The organism is Flintibacter faecis (assembly GCF_014287875.1).
GTDB lineage: Bacteria > Bacillota > Clostridia > Oscillospirales > Oscillospiraceae > Lawsonibacter > Lawsonibacter faecis_A.
This window is the reverse complement of the sequence record NZ_JACOPN010000006.1, coordinates 1-22,590: the sequence shown is the minus strand read 5'-3', so window position 1 is coordinate 22,590 and position 22,590 is coordinate 1. Positions and strand designations below refer to the sequence as shown.

The 22,590-nt window shown below is 58.2% G+C and carries 22 protein-coding genes; 9 read left to right on the top strand and 13 right to left on the bottom strand.

Features of this window, described 5'->3' with window-relative positions; all coding sequences use genetic code 11:
- Positions 1-7: 7 nt before the first annotated feature.
- A complete protein-coding gene (locus H8S55_RS14515; protein WP_186878724.1) occupies positions 8-1,747 on the top strand; it encodes a cobaltochelatase CobT-related protein in 1,740 nt (579 codons plus the stop codon).
- Positions 1,748-1,812: 65 nt separating this feature from the next.
- Here H8S55_RS14515 and H8S55_RS09135 read toward each other — a convergent pair whose 3' ends face one another.
- The gene (locus tag H8S55_RS09135) at positions 1,813-2,670 is read right to left on the bottom strand and encodes an aldo/keto reductase (protein ID WP_186878723.1); all 858 of its coding nucleotides are present in this window, start codon (positions 2,668-2,670) and stop codon (positions 1,813-1,815) included.
- Between the two features lie 376 nt (positions 2,671-3,046).
- Between H8S55_RS09135 and H8S55_RS09130 the strand changes: the two genes are divergently transcribed.
- Genes H8S55_RS09130 through H8S55_RS09120 form a run of 3 tightly spaced genes read left to right on the top strand, consistent with a single transcriptional unit; the run spans position 3,047 to position 8,538 of the window.
- Positions 3,047-4,183, top strand: a complete 1,137-nt coding sequence (locus H8S55_RS09130) for an exonuclease SbcCD subunit D (RefSeq protein WP_186878722.1) — start codon at positions 3,047-3,049, stop codon at positions 4,181-4,183.
- Positions 4,180-6,945 (top strand): AAA family ATPase, encoded by a 2,766-nt coding sequence (locus H8S55_RS14365; RefSeq protein WP_186878721.1) that lies wholly within the window; start codon positions 4,180-4,182, stop codon positions 6,943-6,945. The genes H8S55_RS09130 and H8S55_RS14365 overlap by 4 nt, the downstream gene beginning before the upstream one ends.
- A gap of 39 nt (positions 6,946-6,984) precedes the next feature.
- On the top strand, positions 6,985-8,538 hold the full coding sequence (locus tag H8S55_RS09120; protein WP_186878720.1) for a hypothetical protein: 1,554 nt from the start codon (positions 6,985-6,987) through the stop codon (positions 8,536-8,538).
- Positions 8,539-8,613: 75 nt separating this feature from the next.
- On the opposite strand, the gene H8S55_RS09115 is transcribed toward H8S55_RS09120, so the two are convergent.
- The 4 genes from H8S55_RS09115 to H8S55_RS09100 form a co-directional block, all read right to left on the bottom strand.
- Complete coding sequence (locus tag H8S55_RS09115; protein ID WP_186878719.1) at positions 8,614-8,934, bottom strand: hypothetical protein; 321 nt, start codon at positions 8,932-8,934, stop codon at positions 8,614-8,616.
- Complete coding sequence (locus H8S55_RS09110) at positions 8,931-10,106, bottom strand: polysaccharide deacetylase family protein (protein WP_186878718.1); 1,176 nt, start codon at positions 10,104-10,106, stop codon at positions 8,931-8,933. Before H8S55_RS09110 ends, H8S55_RS09115 begins: the two co-directional genes overlap by 4 nt.
- A 125-nt stretch (positions 10,107-10,231) precedes the next feature.
- Positions 10,232-11,203 carry a C-terminal binding protein gene (locus H8S55_RS09105; RefSeq protein ID WP_186878717.1) on the bottom strand — a complete coding sequence of 324 codons (972 nt, stop codon included), beginning with the start codon at positions 11,201-11,203 and terminating at the stop codon, positions 10,232-10,234.
- A 34-nt stretch (positions 11,204-11,237) separates the two neighbouring features.
- Entirely contained in the window at positions 11,238-11,888 is a 651-nt protein-coding gene (locus H8S55_RS09100; protein WP_186878716.1) for a GntR family transcriptional regulator, read from the bottom strand.
- A 562-nt stretch (positions 11,889-12,450) separates the two neighbouring features.
- Here H8S55_RS09100 and H8S55_RS09095 point away from each other — a divergent pair.
- Genes H8S55_RS09095 through H8S55_RS09080 form a run of 4 tightly spaced genes read left to right on the top strand, consistent with a single transcriptional unit; the run spans position 12,451 to position 16,168 of the window.
- A complete protein-coding gene (locus tag H8S55_RS09095) occupies positions 12,451-12,891 on the top strand; it encodes a DUF3887 domain-containing protein (protein WP_186878715.1) in 441 nt (146 codons plus the stop codon).
- Between the two features lie 36 nt (positions 12,892-12,927).
- Entirely contained in the window at positions 12,928-15,603 is a 2,676-nt protein-coding gene (gene alaS, locus H8S55_RS09090) for an alanine--tRNA ligase (RefSeq protein WP_186878714.1), read from the top strand.
- 1 nt (position 15,604) lies between these two features.
- Entirely contained in the window at positions 15,605-15,778 is a 174-nt protein-coding gene (locus H8S55_RS09085; protein ID WP_186878713.1) for a DUF4250 domain-containing protein, read from the top strand.
- A gap of 51 nt (positions 15,779-15,829) precedes the next feature.
- A complete protein-coding gene (locus tag H8S55_RS09080) occupies positions 15,830-16,168 on the top strand; it encodes a histidine triad nucleotide-binding protein (RefSeq protein WP_186878712.1) in 339 nt (112 codons plus the stop codon).
- Positions 16,169-16,220: 52 nt separating this feature from the next.
- Here the strand turns inward: H8S55_RS09080 and H8S55_RS09075 are convergent, their stop codons facing one another.
- The 4 genes from H8S55_RS09075 to H8S55_RS09060 form a co-directional block, all read right to left on the bottom strand.
- Entirely contained in the window at positions 16,221-16,532 is a 312-nt protein-coding gene (locus H8S55_RS09075; protein WP_186878711.1) for a hypothetical protein, read from the bottom strand.
- A gap of 635 nt (positions 16,533-17,167) precedes the next feature.
- Positions 17,168-17,974 carry a hypothetical protein gene (locus H8S55_RS09070; RefSeq protein WP_186878710.1) on the bottom strand — a complete coding sequence of 269 codons (807 nt, stop codon included), beginning with the start codon at positions 17,972-17,974 and terminating at the stop codon, positions 17,168-17,170.
- A gap of 169 nt (positions 17,975-18,143) precedes the next feature.
- Entirely contained in the window at positions 18,144-18,452 is a 309-nt protein-coding gene (locus H8S55_RS09065) for a hypothetical protein (RefSeq protein ID WP_186878709.1), read from the bottom strand.
- Position 18,453: 1 nt separating this feature from the next.
- Positions 18,454-19,008: a DUF6883 domain-containing protein gene (locus H8S55_RS09060; RefSeq protein ID WP_227144155.1), complete on the bottom strand. Its 555-nt coding sequence runs from the start codon at positions 19,006-19,008 to the stop codon at positions 18,454-18,456.
- A 300-nt stretch (positions 19,009-19,308) separates the two neighbouring features.
- Here H8S55_RS09060 and H8S55_RS09055 point away from each other — a divergent pair, with 300 nt between their 5' ends.
- A complete protein-coding gene (locus H8S55_RS09055) occupies positions 19,309-19,767 on the top strand; it encodes a hypothetical protein (protein WP_186878708.1) in 459 nt (152 codons plus the stop codon).
- Between the two features lie 168 nt (positions 19,768-19,935).
- Here H8S55_RS09055 and H8S55_RS09050 read toward each other — a convergent pair whose 3' ends face one another.
- The 4 genes from H8S55_RS09050 to H8S55_RS09035 form a co-directional block, all read right to left on the bottom strand.
- Positions 19,936-20,538 carry a DUF4417 domain-containing protein gene (locus H8S55_RS09050; RefSeq protein WP_186878707.1) on the bottom strand — a complete coding sequence of 201 codons (603 nt, stop codon included), beginning with the start codon at positions 20,536-20,538 and terminating at the stop codon, positions 19,936-19,938.
- A 39-nt stretch (positions 20,539-20,577) separates the two neighbouring features.
- Entirely contained in the window at positions 20,578-20,922 is a 345-nt protein-coding gene (locus H8S55_RS09045; RefSeq protein ID WP_186878706.1) for a barstar family protein, read from the bottom strand.
- A gap of 2 nt (positions 20,923-20,924) precedes the next feature.
- A complete protein-coding gene (locus H8S55_RS09040; protein ID WP_366467725.1) occupies positions 20,925-21,428 on the bottom strand; it encodes a phage minor head protein in 504 nt (167 codons plus the stop codon).
- A 388-nt stretch (positions 21,429-21,816) separates the two neighbouring features.
- Complete coding sequence (locus tag H8S55_RS09035) at positions 21,817-22,407, bottom strand: Rv1289 family protein (RefSeq protein ID WP_186878705.1); 591 nt, start codon at positions 22,405-22,407, stop codon at positions 21,817-21,819.
- Positions 22,408-22,590 lie beyond the last annotated feature (183 nt).

The following is a 22,590-nucleotide window of genomic DNA, read 5'->3' as shown; positions in this document are numbered from 1 at the left end:
GTGCATCGTGAGCATTGACAGAGAGGAAAGCCTGTTTCTGACGGTGTCAGAGGACCACAGCCAGCGGCCCATCCCGGAATTTGTAAAGACCATGGGGGAGCCGGTGCGTCAACTGGGCGGTATGGCGGCGGCCTATGAGGGCGTGGTCTTGGGCGGTGCGGATAAAGTGTTCGGGCTGGACGAGCTGAATCTGTGGCTGCGGCGGTATCGCTTTGCCGCCTATGACATGGAACTGCTGCTGCCTATCGCCCATATGTGTCTGGAATATGCCGTGCGGCTGCGCATCCGGGAGGAGCGCCCCGGCATCCAGACCATGGCCCAGCAGGCCGCCCGGGAGCTGCTGGAGACCGACCCCCTGAATCTGCGGGTCACCTCCCGGAACTGGATGTATATCTATTGGATGGTCCGGCAGTTCCCCCAGGCGGCGGACCCGGAGAGCCTGCGTATTCTCCGCCACCTCAGCGGCTTTGACACCATGGTGGAGCTGTTTGTCCAGCTGGTGGAGGCCAGCGCCCGGTGTGAAAATGCCCGGGACCTGGTGGAGCAGGCAGTGCTGCTGTATCACAAGATATTCACCCGCTTTTTTGCCCCCGACCACGACAAGGACCCGGTGCCGGACAACCACGAGACCCCCGACCCCATGGCCCAGCCCCTGGACGAGGGGGAGCCCCCGGAGCCCGACCCCGCCCAGGCGGAGCTGAGCTATGAGAAGGCGGGGGCCGTACTCACCGACGGCATCGAGCTGCCGGAGGACGCTCTGGCGGCCATCCCGGAGAGCCTGGAGAAAAACTTCGGCCCCAGCTATCAGACGGCCCAGGCCCGGGAGGAGCTGGAGCGGACGGTGTGCGTAGACATCCACGAAAACCGAAGGCTGCTCCTCACCGACGGCCTGCCCGAGAGCGCCTATGAGGGGGTGTCCGCCCGGGCGGAGAACCTGCGGGCCAGCCGGGCGGGGAATCAGAAGATGATGGAGGAGCACGCCAGCGCCGTCCATCAGGGCATCAGCAGCATTGCCCAGGCCTTCCGCAACGCCCTGAACCTGAAAAACGAGCCGGAGGTCTATCGGGCCGACCGGGGCGTACTGGTGAGCCGGGACCTGTGGAAGGCGGGGCGATGCAAAGACCCCAAGCTGTTCGAGAAGGTTTTTCGCCAGGACGACTCCACCGTGGTGGTGGAGCTGCTCATCGACGCCAGCGGCTCCCAGTCCGTCCGTCAGGCCATGGTGGCCATGCAGAGCTATATGTTCAGCGCCGCCCTCAGCGCCATCCATATCCCCCACCGGGTGATGAGCTACTGCACCTATGGGGACCACACGGTGCTGCGCCGCTTCCGGGACTATGACGACAGCCCGGCGGCGGACCGGAGGATACTGGAGTACCGGGCCACGTCCAACAACCGGGACGGTCTGGCGCTGGCCGCTGCCGGGGTGGACCTGATGCGGCGGCGGGAGGACCACAAGATCGTCATCGCCTTCAGCGACGGCCTGCCCAACGACATGGTCAGCGGGCGGGTCCGGGCAGGTAAGCCCAAAAAGTATGTGGGGGAGGAGGCCGTGCGGGACACCTGTTTTCAGGTGCGCAAGCTCCGCAGGGCCGGGGCCTATGTGCTGGGCGTCTTCCTGGGGGATGACGACGAGCTGGAAAACGAGCGGATGATCTATGGCTCGGCCTTCCTGCGCATCCGCCGGGCGGAGGACTTCGGCGGCTCGGCTGGCAAGCGGTTGAGCGAGATACTGCTGCAGCTGTAAAGTAAAATAACCTGATAGAAAAGCCGCTCTCCGGCACAGACCGGGGAGCGGCTTTTGTTGTGAGATCACTGTTCGTCCAGCGGCATTTTGCGGGTGGGGGGCGCATATTGCCGGTCGATGAGGGCCAGGTCCTCCTCGTCTAAGAGCAGGGCGTTGGCCCCGGCGTTTTCCAGGGTGTGATCCGGGTGGCCGGTGCGGGGGATGGCGATGGTGTGCCCGTCCCGGATGCACCAGGCCAGCAGCACCTGGATGGGGGTGGCCCGGTGCTTTTCGGCCACGGCCAGCACTGCCGGGTCGGTCAGCAGCCCCCGGCGGAGAGCGCCGCCCTGAGCCAGGGGACAGTAGGCCATCAGGGCCACCCGGTGCTCCCGCATCCAGGGCAGCAGGCTATATTCGATGCCCCGGGAGCCCATGTGATAGAGCACCTGGTTCACCTGGCAGTTCCGGCCGCCGGGGATGCGCCACAGCTCCTCCATGTCGCCGATATCGAAGTTGGACACGCCCCAGTTTTTGATCTTGCCCAGTTCCTTCAGCTGCTCCAGACACCGGACCGTCTCTGCCAGGGGCACGCTGCCCCGCCAGTGGAGAAGGTACAGGTCCAGGTAGTCCACGCCCATGCGATTCATGGTGGCGTCGCAGCACTGGAAGATGTGGTTTTCTCCGGCGTTCTCCGGCAGGACCTTGGACACCAGGAACAGCTCCTCCCGGGGCGCTGCGGCGATGGCCTCGCCCACCAGCTTTTCGCTGCGCCCGTCGCCGTACATCTCCGCCGTATCGATCAGGCGCATGCCTGCGCCCATGCCGGTGCGCAGGGCAGAGACCTCCTGCGCCCGCCTTGCCGGGTCGTCCCCCAGATACCAGGTGCCCTGTCCCAGGGCGGGGACAATATCCCCCACAGCCAGGGTGATCGTCTTGATGTTCATGGAAAAACCTCCTAAAGCAGCAGCGTCCCGGATCATCCGGCCCGATCCACCAGCAGCTGGCCCACCTGCGGGTGGGTGCATCGGTAAGGGTCTGCACCAGCCCTCCGAATGATTGATAAAAGTATTATAACATCGCAGGGGGAAAATTCAAGGAAATGTGAAACGGCAGCTGGATCTCTGCCTGGCAGGTTTGACGAGGGTATTGCGCTGTGATAAACTGGGTTACAAGATTCAGAAGCGGGGATACCGCCGTATTTTTAACGGTTTATGATTTTTTCGCCCAAATTGTCTTTGCACCACCGGAAGAGCGCGCAGAGGCCGACGGGCGTACAGCCTGCGGCGCAGGGGATAGGCCGCAGCAAGGAGGCAACAAGACATGAAGCTCATCCATTTATCCGACCTGCACCTGGGCAAGCGGGTCGGCGAGGTCTCTATGCTGGAGGACCAGGCCTATATCCTGGACCGGATATTGGACATCGTGGACGGAGAGGGGCCGGATGCCCTGCTCATCGCCGGGGACGTGTATGACAAAAGCGTGCCCTCTGCCGAGGCGGTGACCCTGTTTGACGGCTTTCTCTGCCGTCTGGCCCGGCGGAAGCTACCCGTGCTGGTCATCAGCGGCAACCACGACTCCCCGGAGCGGCTGGCCTTCGGCGCCCGGCTGATGGAGGGGGCGGGGGTGCATCTGTCCCCCGTGTACAACGGGAATATCACGCCCGTCACCCTGACGGATGAACACGGCCCGGTGGACTTCTGGCTGCTGCCCTTTTTAAAGCCCGCCCATGTGCGGCGCTTTTACCCGGAGGAGACCATCGACAGCTGCACCGACGCCGTGGAGACGGCCATCGCCCACATGGACATCGACCCCGGCCGACGGAACGTGCTGCTGTGCCACCAGTTCGTCACCGGGGCGGCCACCTGCGAGTCGGAGGAGCTCTCCGTGGGCGGCACGGACAACGTGGATGCCGCTGTGTTCAACGGCTTTGACTATGTGGCCCTGGGGCACCTCCACGGGCCCCAGAACGTGGGCTCCGGCCGCATCCGCTACTGCGGCACCCCCCTGAAATACAGCTTCTCCGAGGCGGGGCACTACAAGAGCGTCACCGTGGCGGAGCTGGGGGAGAAGGGGGAGCTGAAGCTGCACACCGTCCCGCTCCTGCCCCGGCACGACATGCGGGTCATGCGGGGGACCTTCGCCCAGCTTACCGGAGAGGGGAAGGAGACCGCCGGGGAGCGGGAGGACTATCTCCATATCATCCTCACCGACGAGGAGGACGTGCCCGAGGCATTGGGCCGCCTGCGGCAGATCTACCCCAACCTCTTAAAGCTCAGCTATGACAACACCCGCACCCGGACCAGCCGGAGCGTGGACCGGGCACAGAGCGTACAGCGAAAATCGCCGCTGGAGCTGTTTGAAGCGCTGTATGAGACCCAGAACAACCAGCCCATGAGCAAGGAACAGCGGGACTTTACCCAGACGCTCATCAAGAAGCTGCGGGAGGAGGAGCTATGAGACCGCTGAAATTGACCATCGCCGGCTTCGGCCCCTATGCCGGTGTACAGGAATTAGACTTTACAAAGCTTGGACAGCGGGGACTCTATCTCATCACCGGGGACACCGGGGCGGGAAAGACCACGATCTTCGACGCCATCACCTTCGCCCTGTTCGGGGAGGCCAGCGGCGGGGACCGGAGTGCGGACATGCTCCGCTCCAAATACGCCGGGCTGGACGCCCCCACCTTTGTGGAGCTGACCTTCGCCTATGACGGGAAGGAGTACACCGTCCGCCGCAGCCCGGAGTACCAGCGGAAAAAGACCCGGGGCGCAGGGACCACCCGCCAGGCGGCGGATGCCCAGCTCACCTACCCGGACGGGCGGGTGGTGACAAAATGGAAAGAGGTGGACCGAGCCGTCCGGGAGGTCATCGGCGTGTCCCGGGAGCAGTTTGCCCAGGTGGCCATGATCTCCCAGGGCAGCTTCCGCCAGCTGCTCCAGGCGGACACCAAGCAGCGGCAGAAGATCTTCCGGGACATCTTCGGTACGGGGCTGTATGTGTCCCTGCAGGAGGAGCTGAAAGAGCGCACCGCCCAGGTGAAGCTCCGGCGGGATCAGACGGCCGCAGGCATCCGTCAGTTTGTGGAGAGCATTGTCTGGGATCCAGAGGACCCCCTGGCGGCGGAAGCAGAGCGGGCCCGGAGCGGGGAGCTGCCCACGGCGGAGGTGAGCCGTCTGCTGGAGGAGCTGCTGACCCGGGACACGGCCCGGCAGGAGGAGCTGACCGGCCAAAGCAGCCGGACCGACCGGGAGATGGAGCAGGTGGTGGCCGGGCTGACCCAGGCCCAGGCCCGCCGGCGGGCGCAGCAGTCCTTGGCGGAAAAAACCGGGGAGGAGCAGCGGCGCACTGCCGTTCTGGCCCAACTGACGGCGGCGGCGGAGCAGGCCAGGGCCACCGTACCGGAACAGGAGCAGCTCGCCCGCCAGATCGCTGGGCTGGAAGCCGTGCAGACCGACTACGACGCCCTGGAGCAGAAGCGCAGAGCGCTGCAGGAGAAGAAACAGAGTCTGACCCAGGCCCAAACGGCCAAGCAGAGCCTGGAACGGCGCAGGGCTGCCCTGGCCGCACAGCTGGAGGACATGACCCGGGAGCGGAAGGGGCTGGAGGGTGCCGACGCAGATCGGGAGCGGCTGGAAAATCAGCGCCAGCGCCTGAACCAGCGCCGGGAGCAGGTGCTCCTGCTGGTGCGGGACGGGAAGGCGCTGGACCGGGCACGGCAGGAGCTGGAGCGCCTGCAGCAGGCCTATCTGGCCGCCGCCCGGCGATCTGACCAGCTGGGGCGGCAGTACGACGGGATGCAGCGGGCCTTTCTGGACGAGCAGGCGGGCATTCTGGCCGCCGGACTGGAGCCGGATATGCCCTGTCCAGTGTGCGGCTCTGTGCATCACCCCCGCCTGGCTGTCATCTCCCAGCAGGCCCCCACCGAGGCCGACGTGAAGCGGGCCAAGGGGGACTATGAGGGGGCGCAGAAGCAGACGGAGAAGACCAGCGCCCAGGCCAGCGCCCAGCGGGGGTCTGTCGCGGCGGCGGAAAGCGCCTTCCGGGAGAAGAGCGCCGCCCTGTTTGGAGAGATGCCCTTGGAACAGGTGCCCGCCGCCGGAGAGGCGGAGGCGGAGCAGCTGAACGGCCAGCTGCAGACTCTGGCGGGGCAGATGGCCCGGTTGGAGGAACAGACGGCCAGAAAAATTCAGCTGGACCGGCTCCTCCCCGACCGGGAGAAGGCTCTGAGCGATGAGGACGGAGCCCTGACCCAGGCGCAGAGCCAGCTCGCCGCCCTCACCGCCGCCGCCCGGGAGCTGGCCGATCAGGTGGCCGCCATGGAGGAGAAGCTGGTCTATCCCGACAAGGTGACCTTGAACCGGGAGATCCAGGCCCGCAGACAGCAGCTGGAGGATCTGAAAAGCGCCCTGACCCGAGCGGAGACGGCCTATAACGCCGGGAAAGAGCAGCTGGCGGCGGTGCGCTCGGCCATAGCGCAGCTGAAAGAACAGCTGGCGGAGACCCAGGAGACGGACGTGGAGGGGCTGACCCGGCAGAGAGAGGAGCTGCTCCGGCGGCGGGGCGATCTGGATGCCCGGTCCAAGACGGTCCACGCCCGCCTGACGGCCAACGCCGCCGCCCGGGAGGGCATCGCAAAGAAGGCGCAGGCCCTGTCGGCCCTGGACGCCCAGTATGCCTGGATGAAAGCCCTGTCCGACACGGCCAACGGCACCCTGTCCGGCAAGGACAAGGTCATGCTGGAGACCTATATTCAGGCGGCCTATTTCGACCGCATTTTAGACCGGGCCAATCTCCGCCTGCGGAAGATGTCCGGCGGGCAGTATGATCTGGAGCGGCGGAAAAACGCCAGCGACCAGCGCAGTCAGAGCGGCCTGGAGCTGGACATCGTGGATCACATCAACACCACCCGCCGCAGCGTGAACACCCTCTCCGGCGGCGAGGCCTTTCTGGCGTCGCTGGCCCTGGCATTAGGGCTGTCGGACGAGGTGCAGATGTCCACCGGCATCCACCTGGACACCCTGTTCGTGGACGAGGGCTTCGGCTCTCTGGACTCGGAGGCCCTGAACAAGGCCTATCTCACGCTGGCCGGCCTGACCCAGGGCAACCGTCTGGTGGGCGTCATCTCCCATGTGGCCGAGCTGAAGGAGAAGATCGACCGCCAGATCGTGGTGAAGAAGGACCGGACCGGCCAGAGCCGGGCCAATATCGTGGCGGGATAAGTGCAAAAATAGCCGCTGGGGCGGATGGGAGATGAGCGTATGGCGCTGCATGGCGGCCAGAAGAAGTTCGACAAGAATCAGGACGGAAAACTGAGCGCAGGGGAGTGGCAGTCCTGGTATTTCGCCACCTACGGCGTGGACATGGAGCGGGAGGAGCAGCGGAAGAAGGCCCAGGAGACGGCCCTGTGGAACGACCAGCTGGGGCAGATGATGGATGCGGCCCGAAGCTCGGCGGAGAGAGTGGTCCGTGCGGCCCAAAGACTGCTGCCAGACCGGGCGGATGCCAAAGAGCTGGCCTGGAAGGCCATGCTCTGCCAGATCACCGCCGCCCTGAAGGAGGGGGAGGAGTGGAAGATCGCCTGGAGGACCCATGTGGGCCAGATGGTGAGCAACTCCGTGGTCTACCCCGTCCAGGCGGTGGCCCGGGACCTGATGGAGGTCAGCGGCCTGTTTGCCCCCAAGGAGGCGGAGCGCATGGCCCTGCCCTGCAGGGTGCTGTTTCAGGAGGTGGGGGAGCTGGTCCAGGCACGGCCCTGCGGGACGTTCTGGCGGGAGATCATCCTCCGGCTGCCCCCCTATGACAAGGAGTATCCGCCGGAGTTTGAAGACGGCTCCCTCTACCTGACCCTGCCGTGGGACGAGCAGGGGGAGAACGATGCCGCAGAGGATGCCCTGACCGACCTGCTGCAGGAGATGATCCGCTTAACGGTGTTCTTCGGGGATGCGGAGTCCGCCGACCACGACCTGCGGGGGAACCGGATGCTGAACTGCTTCTGCGGACATTGGCAGCAGATACGGGGAACCTATGTATATTTCTCTGACAGCAGCGTGAAGCGCATGGCGGAGCAGAACCCGGCCCTCTATGACGAGTTTGAGGCGGAGGAACTGGCGGATATGTACAGCGGTGAGGTGCTGGAGCAGCTGTATTCCAGGCGGCCGGAGCTGGTCATTGCCATCTGGCGCTCCATGGCCGGGACGGACGAGCCCATAGACGACCCGGAGCAGGCCAGGCGCTTTCTGGACGAGATGGAGTGGCTGTGGCAGTCGGAGTATGAATACGGCGACGCAGAGCGGCTGCGGCCTTTGCTGGACGAGCTTGAGCGGGACGACGGCTTTGCCCGGCAGCTCTGCCAGAGCGCCTATGTCAGTTATGATCAGCAGAGCATCATTATGGCGGCGGCGGACTGCGGGAAATTTGCCCTGGCGGAGCACCTGTTCTCCCTGCTGATGAAAACCCCCCTGCCCGGAGACCGGTGGGACCTGGACGCTGAGGAGCTTGAGGAGCTGGCGGAGAAGCTGGGCCTGACGGCGGAGGAGGAGCCCGAGGGCGAACTTCCCCGGGATGGCACGGAATATGTCTATTGCAAGGTGCATATCCCCGGGGTCCGCCGGGACTATTCCTACCTGGCCGGGGAACTTTCGCTGAACGTGGGGGACTGGGTGAAGGTGCCCTACGGGATGGAGAACGTGGTCAAGCGGGGCAAAGTGACCTCCGTGGCCCGGTGTACCCGCCGGACGGCCCCCTGGCCGCCGGAGGAGACAAAGACCGTCCTGTGCATGACGGAACAGCCCACGGAGTTCGAGATGCAGTGAACGATAGAGCGGCTCAGACGAAAAAACACCCTGGGAGACCGGCGGAAATGCCGGGCTTCCAGGGTGTTTGCTGATTCAGAACAACAGCTCGAACAGACAGCCCCACACATGGTCCAGTTCTTCAAAGGCGATGTGGGGGGTGAGCTGGAAGAGAAGGGCATCCCCATCCAGGCGAGTGCGGATGCCGAAGCGTTCTTCCAGCTGCCGCCGGATATCATCGGCACTGTGGCCGGGGAAGCGGGCCCGAACCTGGCCGGTCGTTTGGTCGGCGGAGAGAAGCTCCGGGCCGCCAGGGCCGAAGTCCCGGAGCCGGGCGGACAGGTGGCGGACCCGCCGGGCCAGCTGCTCCGGGTCATAGCTTTGGGGGAGAGAGGTTGTAAAGTCGATGTACTTCATAGGCGTGTCTCCATAGGAATGCGGATGAGATAGTGGTTGTTCTTCAGCTGGCGCAGCAGGGTGGGCAGTACCCGGACGGCTCCGGGGTCTGCGTCCATGGTGAGATAGACGGTCTGCCGGTTCAGCCGGTTCAGCCGGCGCAGGGTGTTGGCGGCGAAGGTGTTCACCCCGGAGGACAGGGTGGGGGAGAGGGCCAGGGTCTGCTGCCAGCACACCCAGCCCTGGGCGGAGAGGGCGGCGCGCTGATCGTCCGGCACCATGGCCAGGGTAGTGCGGCTGTGGGCCGTGCCCGCCAGCAGCTCGTTCCCCCGCTCCAGCAGCAGCCGGGTCTGGTCGGCGGTGTCCCCCTGGGCCAGCAGTCCGACGCTGTGGCCCTGGCCCAGGGTCCGGCGGACCAGGTCGCCGTGCTCCTTCAGCACCTGGGGGGTGAGGAAGAAGACGGCGCGGGCCGACTTGGCATCCAGGGCATCCAGCAGGTCGGACAGGCTGCCTGCGTCGGTGCAGCGGAAGGCCAGATAGACGGACACATCGCTGGCGGTGACGGGCTCCTCCTCCGTCGGGGCGGTGCTGGGCGCAGATGGCGTGGCGGTGCCGGGGGTGGAGGGCGTGTCGCTGCCGGGGTTCAGACTGCGGTTATACTCCCGCAGGCGCATGTTCAGCAGATTCTCCGCCGCCTCGATGAATTTGGAGTCGGACAGGACCACCGCCTCGTTTTTGATGCGCAGCAGATAGCCCTGGCGGATGGAGTTATAGGACCGGCTGAGTCCGAAGAAGGTACACACGGTGTTCAGCGGTACATAGGGCCGGCCGTTGCGTATGACGGCCCGCACGTTGTAATAGGTGTCGGTGGACGGGTCCCGGCAGGTGCCGGCGTTCAGGTCGAAGGCCAGGATCTGCCGCAGGTTATAGATGTTCACCGTGGCGGAAGAGGGGTCGTAGGTGCTGTTCAGCCCCAGGTCCACGCCGGTGGAGCCGCTGTCGAATACGGTATACGGGACATAGATGAGGCTTTTATACCAGATGGGCATGGTGTCCGCCGTGAGGGGCAGCACATTGTCGTTGACGGCGGTGAAGCACACCTCCGCCGCGGCGGCAGGGGGCGGGATCAGCAGACTGAAACAGACCAGCAGGATCGCCAGCCGCCTGAAAAGCCAGGAATGGCGCTTGTTCAAATGATCTCCTCCCCGGAGAAGGGGCAAAGAAGCCCCCGGGATGGTTCCATTTTACCACAGGAATCCGCCGGGGGCAATGAAAAAAGCGCATCCGGCGGTCAAGTGTGCCGGATGCGCTGTGCTGCTTACATGGGGATCAGGTCCAGAGGGCGCTCCCCCCGGTACATGGCCAGGGCGTTTTCCACCGCCCGGCGGCGCAGGTCCAGCACCGACTCCTCCGAGGCGTAGGACACATGGGGGGTAATGAGGATGCCGGGGACGGACAGCAGGGGGTCGTCCATGGTGATGGGCTCGTGACAGACTACATCCAGCACCGCACCCCGGATGACCCCCGTCTTCACCGCTTCGATCAGGTCGGGTTCCTTTACCAGGGCGCCCCGGGCCACGTTGATGAGCACGGCGGAGGGCTTCATCTTTTTCATCAGCTCCAGATCGACAAGGCCGGTGGTCTCGGGCATCAGGCGTACATGGACGGAGACGAAGTCCGCCCGGGCCAGGCCCTCGTCCAGCTCCACCTTCTCTGCGCCGAATTCCCGGGCGGCCTCGTCTGTGACGAAGGGGTCATAGGCCAGGACCGTCATGCCCAGGGCGTGGGCCCGCTGGGCGGTGATCTTGCCGATGTAGCCAAAGCCCATAAGCAGCAGGGTCTGCCGGCTCAGCCGGTGGACGGGCTGGCTGAGGGCGGTGACCCCCCACACGCCGTTTTTCAGCTGGCCGTACAGGGCCTCGATGGGCTTGTAGAAGTGGAACATGGCGGCCAGCACATAGTCGGCGATGTCCTCGGTGCAATAGCCGTTTACATTGGTCACGGGGATACCGGCGGCCTTGGCGGCCTGCACGTCCACGTTGTTATAGCCGCTGCCAAAGACGGCGATGCCCTTGCAGCGGGGGAGCTTGGCGATGACCTGGGCGGTGATGTCGGCGGACACCTGGGCAAAGACCACGTCCACCTGATCGCCGAAGTCCTCCAGATCCTTCTGGAAGGGGATGCCGGAATAGCGGATGTCGCAGTCGGGGCAGGCGGCCTTCAGTGCGGCCTCCTCCACGGAGTAGTCGGGCCACTCGTCGTCAATGATCCAGAACAGGGGCTTTTCCACGAAGATCTCCTCCTAAAAAATGAGTGTATGCGCATCAGATACGCAGAAAGTTTTCCGACCAATCCAGGTGGGTTTTCAGGACTTCGGTGAGCTTGTCCAGGTCCCGGGTGCGCAGGACCTTTAAGATCTCCAGGTGCTGGCGGACGCTCTCCTTCACGTTGTTCAGCGCCTCGGCGGACAGATTCAGATAGCGGCGCAGGTTGGAGTCGTTACTGGCCACGATGGACTTGATATAGGGGTTGGTGCAGTGGTCCACCAGCATACAGTGCAGGTCCCAGTCCAGGGTGGAGAACTCCCCGTGCTCGGGGTGCTCGCCCCGCTCGCAGGCGTCGTACACGGCCTGGAACCGGCGCTCCATGTCGTCGATCTCCTGGTCGGTGATGCGGTAGATCGAGGTTTTGATGGCCTGCATCTCCAGCAGGCAGCGGATCTCGTACAGGTTTTCCATATCCTTGGAGGACAGGGGCTTGACATAGGCCCCAACGCCGTTTTTGATCTCTAAAAAGCCCTCGGAGGCCAGGGAGCGCAGGGCCTCCCGTACAGGAGTGCGGCTCATGCCCAGGTCCTCGGCCAGACGGCTCTCGCTGAGAATATCGCCGGGGGCGATGCGCCCTGCACAGATGGCGTCTTTGATCTGGTTATAGGCCTGTTCGGACAGGTTGGTCTTTCGTTTTGTTTCAAACATGATGTCGGGTCTCACCTCTTAAAGTAGAATGGCTGTATTACAGAAAAAGCAAATCGTCCACAAGCTGTATGCAGCAAGTATGTTAAGAAAACATACGTCTCCCGGCCTCCGCACAAAACAAAGAGACGTATGCCATCAATATTCTACCCCCCACAGGGGGAAAATGCAACGAAAATTTTATGGGACTGCGAAAATTTTACGAATTCTTTTCCGCTTTAATCAGAAAAAGCACTAAGAAACGGACCCATCCCCTTGACAATCCCCGAAAACATGATACAATAACAACGCAAAATGTAATGACGAAGCAAAACCCGGCCACGTGCCGCCAGCGAGAGGGGACAGTGAAAGCCCTTGCAGACGGACCGGGAGCGCCACTTCACCAGCGGCCCGGGACGACCGGGACGGCCCATCCCCGTTACCCGATGACTTGAGACAGCGCCGTCTTCGGCGCTAATCAGGGTGGTACCGTGGAATTTCTCCGCCCCTGACACTGGGTCAGGGGCGGTTTTTTCGTGGCGGTATACGCTGGCGTGGCATGGTCCGGCGAGGGGGTGAACAAGTCATGAGACAATGGAGAAAGCGGGCCGGAGCGCTGGCTCTGGCCGTCACGGTGGCCCTGAGCCTGTTTTTGCTGGCCGGGTGCAAGGGAAAGCCCCTGCCCGAGGGTATGGACAAGGACGCCGCCCAGGCCAAGGCCGAGGAGGTCCTCGCCCTGCTGGCCGACGGGGACTATGCCGGAGTGGCCGACCAGTTCCGCCAGGACGTGCGGGAGCAGTATGACATCACGGCGGACACCATCGACCAGGCCATGGAGAACGTGGCCGATGCGGGGGCCTATGTCAAGCTCACCGATTCCACAGTGGTGGGCGGCGAGAACGAGAGCTTCGACGGCGAATACGCCGTGGCCGTGCTCTACTGCAAGCACGAGAAGAAAAAAGTGGTCTATCAGTTCTCCATCGACCCCAGCTATCAGCTCATCGGTTTTTCGGCACAGATCCGATAAAAAAGAAGAAAGCAACAATAAACGGAGGTATTTTCCATGAAAGATCCCAAGCCCTTTGGGGTAAACGAGCTGCGCGAGATGTTCCTGCACTTTTTTGAGACCAAGGGACATCTGCGCCTGCCCAGCTTCTCCCTGATCCCCCAGAACGACGCCAGCCTGCTGCTCATCAACAGCGGTATGGCCCCCATGAAGCCCTTCTTCACCGGGGAGCAGGAGCCCCCCCGCCATCGGGTGACCACCTGCCAGAAGTGCATCCGCACCGGCGACATCGAGAACATCGGCAAGACCGCCCGCCACGGCACCTATTTCGAGATGCTGGGCAACTTCTCCTTCGGCGACTACTTTAAGAACGAGGCCATCCACTGGGCCTGGGAGTTTTTGACCAGCCCGGAGTGGGTGGGTCTGGACCCCGACCGCCTGTTCCCCTCCGTCTTTGCCGGCAACGAGACCACCCCCGCCGACACCGAGGCCTTCCGCGTCTGGAATGAGGAGATCGGCGTCCCCGCCGACCACATCTTCAAGTTCGGCAAGGAGGACAACTTCTGGGAGCACGGCTCCGGCCCCTGCGGCCCCTGCTCTGAGATCTACTATGACCGGGGCCCCAAGTATGGCTGCGGCAAGCCCGGCTGCACCGTGGGCTGCGACTGCGACCGGTATATGGAGGTCTGGAACGTGGTGTTCTCCCAGTTCGACAACGACGGCGAGGGCCACTATACCGAGCTGAAGCAGAAGAACATCGACACCGGCATGGGCCTGGAGCGTCTGGCCGTGGTGTGCCAGAACGTGGACTCCCTGTTCGACGTGGACACCGTGATGAACATCACCAACAAGGTCACCGAGATCACCGGGGCCAAGTATGGCCAGAGCCACGCCATCGACGTGTCCCTGCGTGTCATCACCGACCACATCCGCTCCGCCACCTTTATGATCTGCGACGGCGTACTGCCCAGCAACGAGGGCCGGGGCTATGTGCTGCGCCGTCTGCTGCGCCGGGCCGCCCGCCACGGCAAGCTGCTGGGCGTGAACGAGCCCTTCCTGTACCGGGTGTGCGACACCGTCATCCATGAGAACGAGGGCCACTACCCCGAGCTGCGGGAGCGCCAGGACTATATCACCAAGGTCATCCGGGTGGAGGAGGAGAACTTCGCCAAGACCATCGACGGCGGCCTGAAGATCTTCAACGAGATGCTCGCCGGCCACAAGGCCAAGGGGGAGAAGACCTTCTCCGGCGGCGACGCCTTCAAGCTGTACGACACCTATGGCTTCCCCATCGACCTGACCCTGGAGATGGTGGAGGAGCAGGGCATGACCCTGGACGAGGAGGAGTTCCACAAGCAGATGGAGGAGCAGCGCCAGCGGGCCCGCAAGGCCCGTGAGGCCCTGGGCGATCTGGGCTGGGCCGGCGTGGAGTTCGGCAAGGACATCCCCGAGACCCAGTTTGTGGGCTATGATCACACCACTGTGGAGGGGGCCAAGGTGGTCGCCCTGGTGGTGGAGAACGAGCAGGCCGAGGAGCTGATGCCCGGCGTGGAGGCCATCGTGGTGCTGGATAAGACCCCCTTCTACGCCGAGATGGGCGGCCAGATCGGCGACCAGGGCACCCTCACCGCCGACGGCGTGACCTTCGCCGTCACCGACGTGCAGAAGAACAAGGGCGGCAAGTATATGCACTACGGCAAGCTGACCCAGGGCACCCTGAAGGTGGGCGACACCGTCACCGCCGCCCTGGACGTGGAGCGCCGCAAGGCCATCATGCGCGCCCACTCCGCCACCCACCTGCTGGACAAGGCCCTGCGCACCGTGCTGGGCGACCACGTCCATCAGGCCGGTTCTCTGGTGGAGCCCGACCGCCTGCGCTTTGACTTTACCCACTTCTCCGCCCTCACCGCCCAGGAGCTTGGCAAGGTGAGCGCCATCGTCAACGAGGCCGTTCTGGAGGGCTATGACATCGTCACCCAGGAGCTGCCCATCGAGGAGGCCAAGAAGAAGGGCGCCATCGCCCTGTTCGGCGAGAAGTATGGCGACACCGTCCGTGTGGTGGATATGGGCAGCGGCTACTCCGTGGAGTTCTGCGGCGGCACCCACCTGGACAACACCGCCAAGGTGGGCGTGTTCCACATCTCCAGCGAGTTCTCCGTGGCCTCCGGCGTCCGCCGCATCGAGGCCACCACCGGCAAGGCCTCTCTGGCCGTGATGAACCGGAACCAGGAGATGCTGTTCCAGGCCGCCTCCATCCTGAAGGCCAAGCCCGGCGAGCTGCGGGAGAAGGCCGAGGCCGTGATGGCCGAGGTCCGCCAGCTCAGCCAGTCCGTGGAGAAGTTCAAGGCCCGGGAGGCCGTCAGCGAGGCCGAGCGCTTCCTGTTCTCCGGCCACGATGTGGGCGGACTGAAGGTCCTCACCGCCACCGTGCCCGAGGCCGATGCCAACCGCCTGCGCAAGATGGGCGACTTCCTGCGGGACAAGGAGCCCAAGGTGGTGGCCGTGCTGGCCGCCGTCAACGGGGAGAAGATCACCTTCCTGGCCGTGTGCGGCAAGGATGCCGTGAAGGCCGGCGTGAAGGCCGGGGACATCATCAAGCAGGTGTCCGCCATCGCCGGCGGCTCCGGCGGCGGTAAGCCCGACTCCGCCATGGGCGGCGGCAAGGACCCCCTGATGGTGGACAACGCCCTGGCCATGGTGGACAACGTGGTGTCCATGAAGCTGGGGGTGTAAGATGCTGCCTCAGGACCCCGCGATCCTGCTCAGCTATGTGAACACCAAGCTGCGGGACTGCTATCCCAGCCTGGCCGCACTGTGCGACGACCTCCAGGCGGACGGGCAGGCCCTGGCGAACAAGCTGGCAGCCATCGATTATCACTACGACCCGGAGCGGAATCAGTTTGTCTGACCGCCGGAAATACTCAAACCAAACCAAAGAAGCCGAAAGGAGCTGAATTTCATGTCTGATTGTCTGTTCTGCAAGATCAGCGCCGGGGAGATCCCCTCCAACAAGGTCTATGAGGACGAGCTGTGCTACGCCTTCTATGACATCGATCCCCAGGCACCCACCCACTTCCTGGTCATCCCCAAGGCCCACATCGGTTCTGTGGCCGAGGTGACCGGGGACAACAGCGCCGTGGTGGCCCACATTTTCCAGGTCATCGCCAAGGTGACAAAGCAGCTGGGCCTGGACAGCTACCGTGTGGTCTCCAACATCGGGGAGCAGGCGGGCCAGAGCGTCCACCACCTGCACTTCCACGTCCTGTCCGGCCGGGATATGACCTGGCCCCCGGGCTGAGAAAACTGCATCAGATCAGAAAAGGGCCGCTGCGGTACAAGCAGCGGCCCTTTTAGATCATATAATCAGAAAGATCATCCGGCTTATCATCGAAAGATTTCTTTTCTGAATCTTCAGTCTCATCGAACTGAGCTTTAATTCTCTCGTTGATTCGTGCATCCATTCGTGGGATTATCTTCATATCAACTTCTTTCACGGATATGGTTGCAATATCTTTTTTCCCTCCATACTGTGGAAAGTTTACAAGCCAATAACCATCGGCACTTTCATCAAAGCAGATCCACCCTTGCATACCAATATGTACACCTTCGCAGGCATACACTTTTTTCTCAACAATAACTTCAACACAATCCAATTCTTTCATATCAATCATCTCCATATGGTGTAGTCATTTGCAAGAGTCCATTAGCATAGTCAATCGGCTCCAATGTGCAATGGCAATAGGGATGATGTGGGCAAGGTGGGGCTTTTTCTTTCTGAAACCAACAACCATCTAATTTCAGACATGCTTCACAGTGAGTTTTGCCTTCTGAATGATGTGTCCATTTGACCCAACTTGGTAGTCCGGCACCCTTTTGTATTGTACCGAAACATTGCTTATAGTACAATAATTATTCCCCCTTTTGAAAGTACAAGAAAGACATTCTTCACAAATAAGGGGAAATAGGCAAAAAGTTGCACGCAGCGTGTCGATAAACCCTTTTCTGTCATTCCGAGGAGCGCAGCGACGTGGGAATCCGTAACCAAAAAGTCGGGAATGTGCTGATACTCGTGAGTTTTAGGAACGGATTGCCACGTCGGCCCGTTGGGCCTCCTCGCAATGACAGGCTTTTTCGACAGTCTCAGTCGCACGTTTCCGTGCAACGATCACAGAACAATTTGGAAAATAAAAAATCGGAGTACCCCGAAGGATACTCCGATGGTGGGAGTGTAATGATAGGATTTCAGAAAATGCAGATATATCAATGGTTTGCTGGTGGTCAGCAAGAGGTATTCCTCCTAAATTGAACGGTCAAGCACTGTGACCTGTGTGATCACATCACGCAGGCGGTCAGGGCCAACCATATATTCAAGAACTTCATCGGAGGTATCACAGAGTTTTTCAGTATCTTCGCAGTATGCCATGGAAATACTGATTCTTCCGTTGCTGCGAGGCGTAATGCTATATAGATTTTCGTTCCACATGAATTCGACCTCTCCATGCCATTTCATACATGTTTTGAAGTCGCTGATGCTGACAAAACGATTCTGCTCTGAAGTGTTATCTGGAGAAACTGTGTATTTGATCATATTGCAGGCCTCCCGCCATTGCTTAAATTCTGGTGCTCCATTCGGATAATTGATTGCAGGCTGTGGGTCGGGATATCCCGCAGGATTATTCCAATAAATTGGATGATCGTGCGGATTGGTATGTGCCCATGGTTGCTTATGATCTGTATAGTGCCGTTCTGTTACTGCACGTCCATCCTCACCAATCTTGGTGTCAACACGGTACCCGTTCTTATATGTTGTCTTTATTTCTCCCGGTTTACCTAAAAAACGCTGATCTTGCGGTTTATTTGGATTTGGACGCCACTTTCCACCATAGGCGCTGCCGCCGCCCTTATATACCCCGTCGATCAGGTATGGCTCTATTGTATCACGTTCAGGTCGATATGTCTCGCCGATTTTGAAAGCGTCGAGGTCTTCTGCCTTATAATTTCTCTCATAGCTCATATATTTCCACGAGCTGCGCTCATAGTCCACATACACGATGTCTCCCCGCATTTCAGGAAGCGGCGTGTTGTAGCAGATGATTTTCACCATTAGAGAAAGCTGCATATTCTTGTGCAGCAAAAATCAAAAATCGGAACTATAAATAAAAATGGGAGAGCTCTTTGTAGAACTCTCCCATGGTCGGAGTGTAATGATAGGACTTGGAAAAATCCAGTCATATCAATAGTTTGCTAGTGACAAGCAAGAGGTTTTTATCCCATTAGATACGATAATTAGAAAGATCATCCAGCTTTTCGGTAAATGTTTTTGCCTGATCGGCTTCTTTTTCAAATTGTGCCTTGATTTGCTCGTTTATGCGTGCATCAAGGATTTTCACCACTTTCATATCTTCTTCCCTGACGGGAATTGTAGCAATATCATTCTTTTCACCGCACTGAGGAAAATTAACCAACCAATATCCGTTGATATTTTCTGGTTCAGTGATCCACCCTTGCATACCTTTATGAACGCCATCTCTTGTGTACTTTTCCTTTTCGATGATAACTTCTACATTGTCCATGTATGTCATATTATTTACCTCCGTATGGCGTATTCAGTTTTATCTGCCCGTTGGGTTTTACCATCCAACCTGTGACAAAAGAAACATCGCCAAAGCCATCTTTCTTTGGAATAGTTACTCTGATATTGATTCTTTGTCCAAACATATTTAGCTTTCCAAGCTCATATTGCCCAGAGACATAACGTTCCCTCGCTTGCCGTTCTATCTCTGCTTGCAGCCATCTTGCATCGTCGATAGTATATCCCCATTCTTTGAAGAGTTTTTCTTTATTGTGTGTTTGCAGTCCGGTTGTGTTAAACAAATATGGATCAAATTTTCTATAGTCACTGTATGCGGATGCATTTATCAGGACTACAGCATAATCAACTGGCTCTAAAGTACAGTGGCAGAATGGGTGATGCGGATAAGGTGGATGATTGGATGCCATAAAGAAACATCCATCCAGCATCAAGCACTCTTCACAGTGGGTTTTGCCTTCTGAATGGTGCGTCCATTGGACCCACCTTGGCTGCTCTGCCGTTTTCTGCGGCAGCAACTTTCCCGTATATCGTTTGTAGTATATCATATTTCCTCCTATCATGTAAAATTAGGTTTCTACAGATAGGCTACAAAAGGAAGAAAGGTGTACGTTTCTGTACAACTTTAATGGGTGAGTCCCATAAGGACTCACCCATAGAGACTGTCGAAAAAGCCTGTCATTGCGAGGAGGCCCAACGGGCCGACGTGGCAATCCGTTCCTAAAACTCACGAGTATCAGCACATTCCCGACTTTTTGGTTACGGATTCCCACGTCGCTGCGCTCCTCGGAATGACAGAAAAGGGTTTATCGACACGCTGAATGGGTGAGTCCCATAAGGACTCACCCATGGTCGGAGTGTTATTAAAGGATCTGAAGAAATCCAGTAAAATCAATGGTTTACAAGCAGCAGGCAAGAGGTTTTATCCTTTAAATCGTCCGTTCCCACACCTTTACTTTGGTGATTACATCGCGCAGACGATCTTCCCCAACCATGTACTCCAGAATTTCGTCGGCAGTATCACACCACTTCTCTGTACGAGTGTTAACTTCCACAGAGCCAGCCTGACAGATCACCATTTTGGGCGCTGTATCTGCTGTGGAGGAAATGCAGCCAAAGCAGCAGTACATCACGCCTTTCCACTCGAACTGGACTTCACCGCCACGCCGCATACACTGCTTAAAATCGCTGATCGTTTTAAACCGATTATCTTCAAAGCTGTTTGTGCCAACCCATGTTGCCATATTCTTATTCCTCCCGCACAAAATGCTTTTGGCAGTCTGTTCTTTGCCGAAGTGAAAGCCTGACTGGTCCCAAATGATGCTATGTTGGTGTGGAACTTCATGGTACTTGGGGAAACCGTGGTTTGTATGGTGAATTTCCATATATGCTTTTCCGTCAGAACCAATCAGCGTTTCAATAAGCTCTCCTTTTGCTGTATAAGAATATTTTGTTTCGCCCGGCTCTCCCCAAAATCACTCATCCTCTGGTTTTGCCGGTTTGATTTCTCCGCCATAGGCGCTTCCACCGCCTTTTCCAATCAGGTACGGCTCTATTGTATCACAAGGTTTTTGATATGCGCCACCGATTTTGAATGCCTCCAAGTCATCCTTTTGAAAACTCCGCTCATAGTTCATGTACTTCCAGGAACTGCGCTCATGATCCACGTATATAATGTTGCCTTGCATTTCGGGAAATGGCGTGTTGTAGCAGATGATTCTCGCCGGTTCAATCCGCCGCAGCAGTTCATTGTAGCCGGCCATGAACCATTCTTTCTGGTCGCAGCGGTTATCATGCTCAGATGCCATATAGGTGGAGACAGCAACAACGCTGCCTTTTTCGATCCCCTCAAAGCAAAAATCAAACGTGGAGTCATCACCCCAGTTGACTGTGGGAACAACACGGATTCCTTTCGATGCCCAGTATGCGCCGCACCAGCGGTTGCGAAACACATTGTAAAGCTGCATCACGGGAGCCATTTCCAGATACATGCTGAAATCAGGGGAAAGTACGGCCCGGTAGCGGGATAGCTTTTCAATGTCGCTGTGTAATGATAGGACTTGGAAAAGTTCTGTCATATCAATGGTTCACAGGCAGTCAGCAAGAGCTTTTATCCGTTAAATTAAATAATTTGATAAATTATTTTTCTCAGAGTCAGTATAACGAATGGTTGCCGTAATATTCCCATACCGATCCTGTGCGCGTTGGAAGATTGCACACAGTTTGTCCACATATTCGGTGAAGATGTCATTTTGCCCATGGGGAATATTTTCAAATCTGACCGGGCGGATGATCGTAAAATCATCGCCCTTATAAGGCATTCCGGTGAGAATATCCCACAATGCACTCAAGTTTTCTCCGAAATCATCGTCCCATTCCATCTTTGTGCGCATTTCCTTGTACAGCTCGGGAATGTATTTACAGGCTGTAAAATCAAGTGTGACCGCAATTCGCTCGTTCATGTTCAACCTCCAGTTTGAATTTCGCAAAAAGTCAGATAATGGTCATAGGTGACAAAAATCAAGCCGTCATCAGAATACAGAATTCGATGTCCGTTGCGGCGCCCCTCATAGTAATTGATGTCCGGTTCATACCAAATGCGTCCCGGCGCGGAGGGCAAATGCCCGTCATCATTGTCATAAACATCCCTTGTATACATTTTCCCTGGAGCATACCGCTTGGGCGGCTTTCCGTTTTTCCAGCCCAGCGCCCGCAGCTCCGAATCTGAAATATCGTAATCCGGAAGTTTCCCAAAATTCGCAAGATAGAAATCCGCACCGTTTTCCTCGTCTTTTGTTGCTCCACCGGGTGTGATCGTATCCATCGGCAGTATAGCACAGCGGCAGTTGTCGTGCAACGGTGGTTCGATCTCCGGGACTTCATCCATTGCAAAGATTTTGCCGTGGTGGCTCAGGCAGTCTGCACACAGTTTTGGGTCAAGAATCGCCCGCCAGTATTTCCAGATCACACTTTGTGTTGTTGCCGGGAAAAATGTGTCTAATAGCCTTTGAGCGTGGTAATTTCTGCGGATGATTCGCCTAAAATATATCCGCAAGTTTTCTTTATATACATTGTTTTCCTCCTCATATCAGCAAAACGCCCTTCTGCTAATAGGCTGAAAACGGTCAATAGCTGCACGTTTCTATGCAACAAAAAATGCCGAATTTGAAAATTCGGCATTTTGCATATAAGAAAAGGGTAGATTCCATAAAGATCTACCCTTGGTCCGAGTGTAATTATAGGATCTCAGAAAATACAAATATATCAATGGTTTGCTGGTAGTCGGCAAGAGGTATTCATTCTGCATTTAGATTATGCAATACAGGTTGATAGCAGGTTTCGTCCTTTTATTTTTCCTAGCATTCCTTGATTGTTACATCATACTGACTTTTGATCATATTTTTTACGCTATCCCGTTTTCCCCACAGATCATTAATCAAATACTTAAATGTGGCCATAGATATCCAGCAATAGTCCCCAACCCGTTCATGGAGATTAACTGGGCATGTAATAACGCATAAGGCTAATCCCCAAATAAAGCTTGGAGAAATGTTTAGATTTTGATCTTTATCTATGGCAAGCGGAACATTAGTGTTCCAAACAATTTTACTTTCTTCACCAGTTCCGTGTATTAAACCGCAACGCATAACATGATAAATAATCTGCTCCAAAGTGCAATACCCTTCGTAATCAGATTTAATATCCTTATGCGTAAAGGGAAGCTTAACAGCTTCTGTGATTAGTGATCCCATTCCGGTTACAACAATCATCCATATGTTTTCTTTAAGAAAACGTTTGTAACAAGAGGCAGAAGAATTTGGTTCGTTGTAATACTTTTGAGATGTTATATCTATTGCGATACAAATATCAGAAAGTGCCAATTCAATCTCACCTTTTGACATGTGGTCTATCATCGATTGGACCCGTTGCCCAACAGAAACTGACATACTTTACACTCCTTTGCAACTTTACGGAGATGAAGATATTATATAGTAAAGTATGAATTTTGTTGGTCCCGTCAAGATTTATGCGCAAAATTGTTTGCAGGCTCCGGCTGAATGAAGTCAGCCGGCAATAGAGGCGTCGTCCATGACCGCCTCCAAGTGCTTCATGTTCATGTATTTCTTATT

Excerpts from the sequence above, each read along its gene's own strand:
- H8S55_RS09050 (WP_186878707.1), bottom strand. The coding sequence starts at position 20,538 with ATGACAGAACTTTTCCAAGTCCTATCATTACACAGCGACATTGAAAAG.
- alaS (WP_186878714.1), top strand. The coding sequence starts at position 12,928 with ATGAAAGATCCCAAGCCCTTTGGGGTAAACGAGCTGCGCGAGATGTTC.
- H8S55_RS09075 (WP_186878711.1), bottom strand. The coding sequence starts at position 16,532 with ATGAAAGAATTGGATTGTGTTGAAGTTATTGTTGAGAAAAAAGTGTAT.
- H8S55_RS09080 (WP_186878712.1), top strand. The coding sequence starts at position 15,830 with ATGTCTGATTGTCTGTTCTGCAAGATCAGCGCCGGGGAGATCCCCTCC.
- H8S55_RS09055 (WP_186878708.1), top strand. The coding sequence starts at position 19,309 with ATGGTCGGAGTGTTATTAAAGGATCTGAAGAAATCCAGTAAAATCAAT.
- H8S55_RS09045 (WP_186878706.1), bottom strand. The coding sequence starts at position 20,922 with ATGAACGAGCGAATTGCGGTCACACTTGATTTTACAGCCTGTAAATAC.
- H8S55_RS09100 (WP_186878716.1), bottom strand. The coding sequence starts at position 11,888 with ATGTTTGAAACAAAACGAAAGACCAACCTGTCCGAACAGGCCTATAAC.
- H8S55_RS09135 (WP_186878723.1), bottom strand. The coding sequence starts at position 2,670 with ATGAACATCAAGACGATCACCCTGGCTGTGGGGGATATTGTCCCCGCC.
- H8S55_RS09115 (WP_186878719.1), bottom strand. The coding sequence starts at position 8,934 with ATGAAGTACATCGACTTTACAACCTCTCTCCCCCAAAGCTATGACCCG.
- H8S55_RS09095 (WP_186878715.1), top strand. The coding sequence starts at position 12,451 with ATGAGACAATGGAGAAAGCGGGCCGGAGCGCTGGCTCTGGCCGTCACG.
- H8S55_RS09060 (WP_227144155.1), bottom strand. The coding sequence starts at position 19,008 with ATGATATACTACAAACGATATACGGGAAAGTTGCTGCCGCAGAAAACG.
- H8S55_RS09070 (WP_186878710.1), bottom strand. The coding sequence starts at position 17,974 with ATGGTGAAAATCATCTGCTACAACACGCCGCTTCCTGAAATGCGGGGA.
- H8S55_RS09065 (WP_186878709.1), bottom strand. The coding sequence starts at position 18,452 with ATGACATACATGGACAATGTAGAAGTTATCATCGAAAAGGAAAAGTAC.
- H8S55_RS09035 (WP_186878705.1), bottom strand. The coding sequence starts at position 22,407 with ATGTCAGTTTCTGTTGGGCAACGGGTCCAATCGATGATAGACCACATG.
- H8S55_RS14365 (WP_186878721.1), top strand. The coding sequence starts at position 4,180 with ATGAGACCGCTGAAATTGACCATCGCCGGCTTCGGCCCCTATGCCGGT.
- H8S55_RS09085 (WP_186878713.1), top strand. The coding sequence starts at position 15,605 with ATGCTGCCTCAGGACCCCGCGATCCTGCTCAGCTATGTGAACACCAAG.
- H8S55_RS09130 (WP_186878722.1), top strand. The coding sequence starts at position 3,047 with ATGAAGCTCATCCATTTATCCGACCTGCACCTGGGCAAGCGGGTCGGC.
- H8S55_RS09120 (WP_186878720.1), top strand. The coding sequence starts at position 6,985 with ATGGCGCTGCATGGCGGCCAGAAGAAGTTCGACAAGAATCAGGACGGA.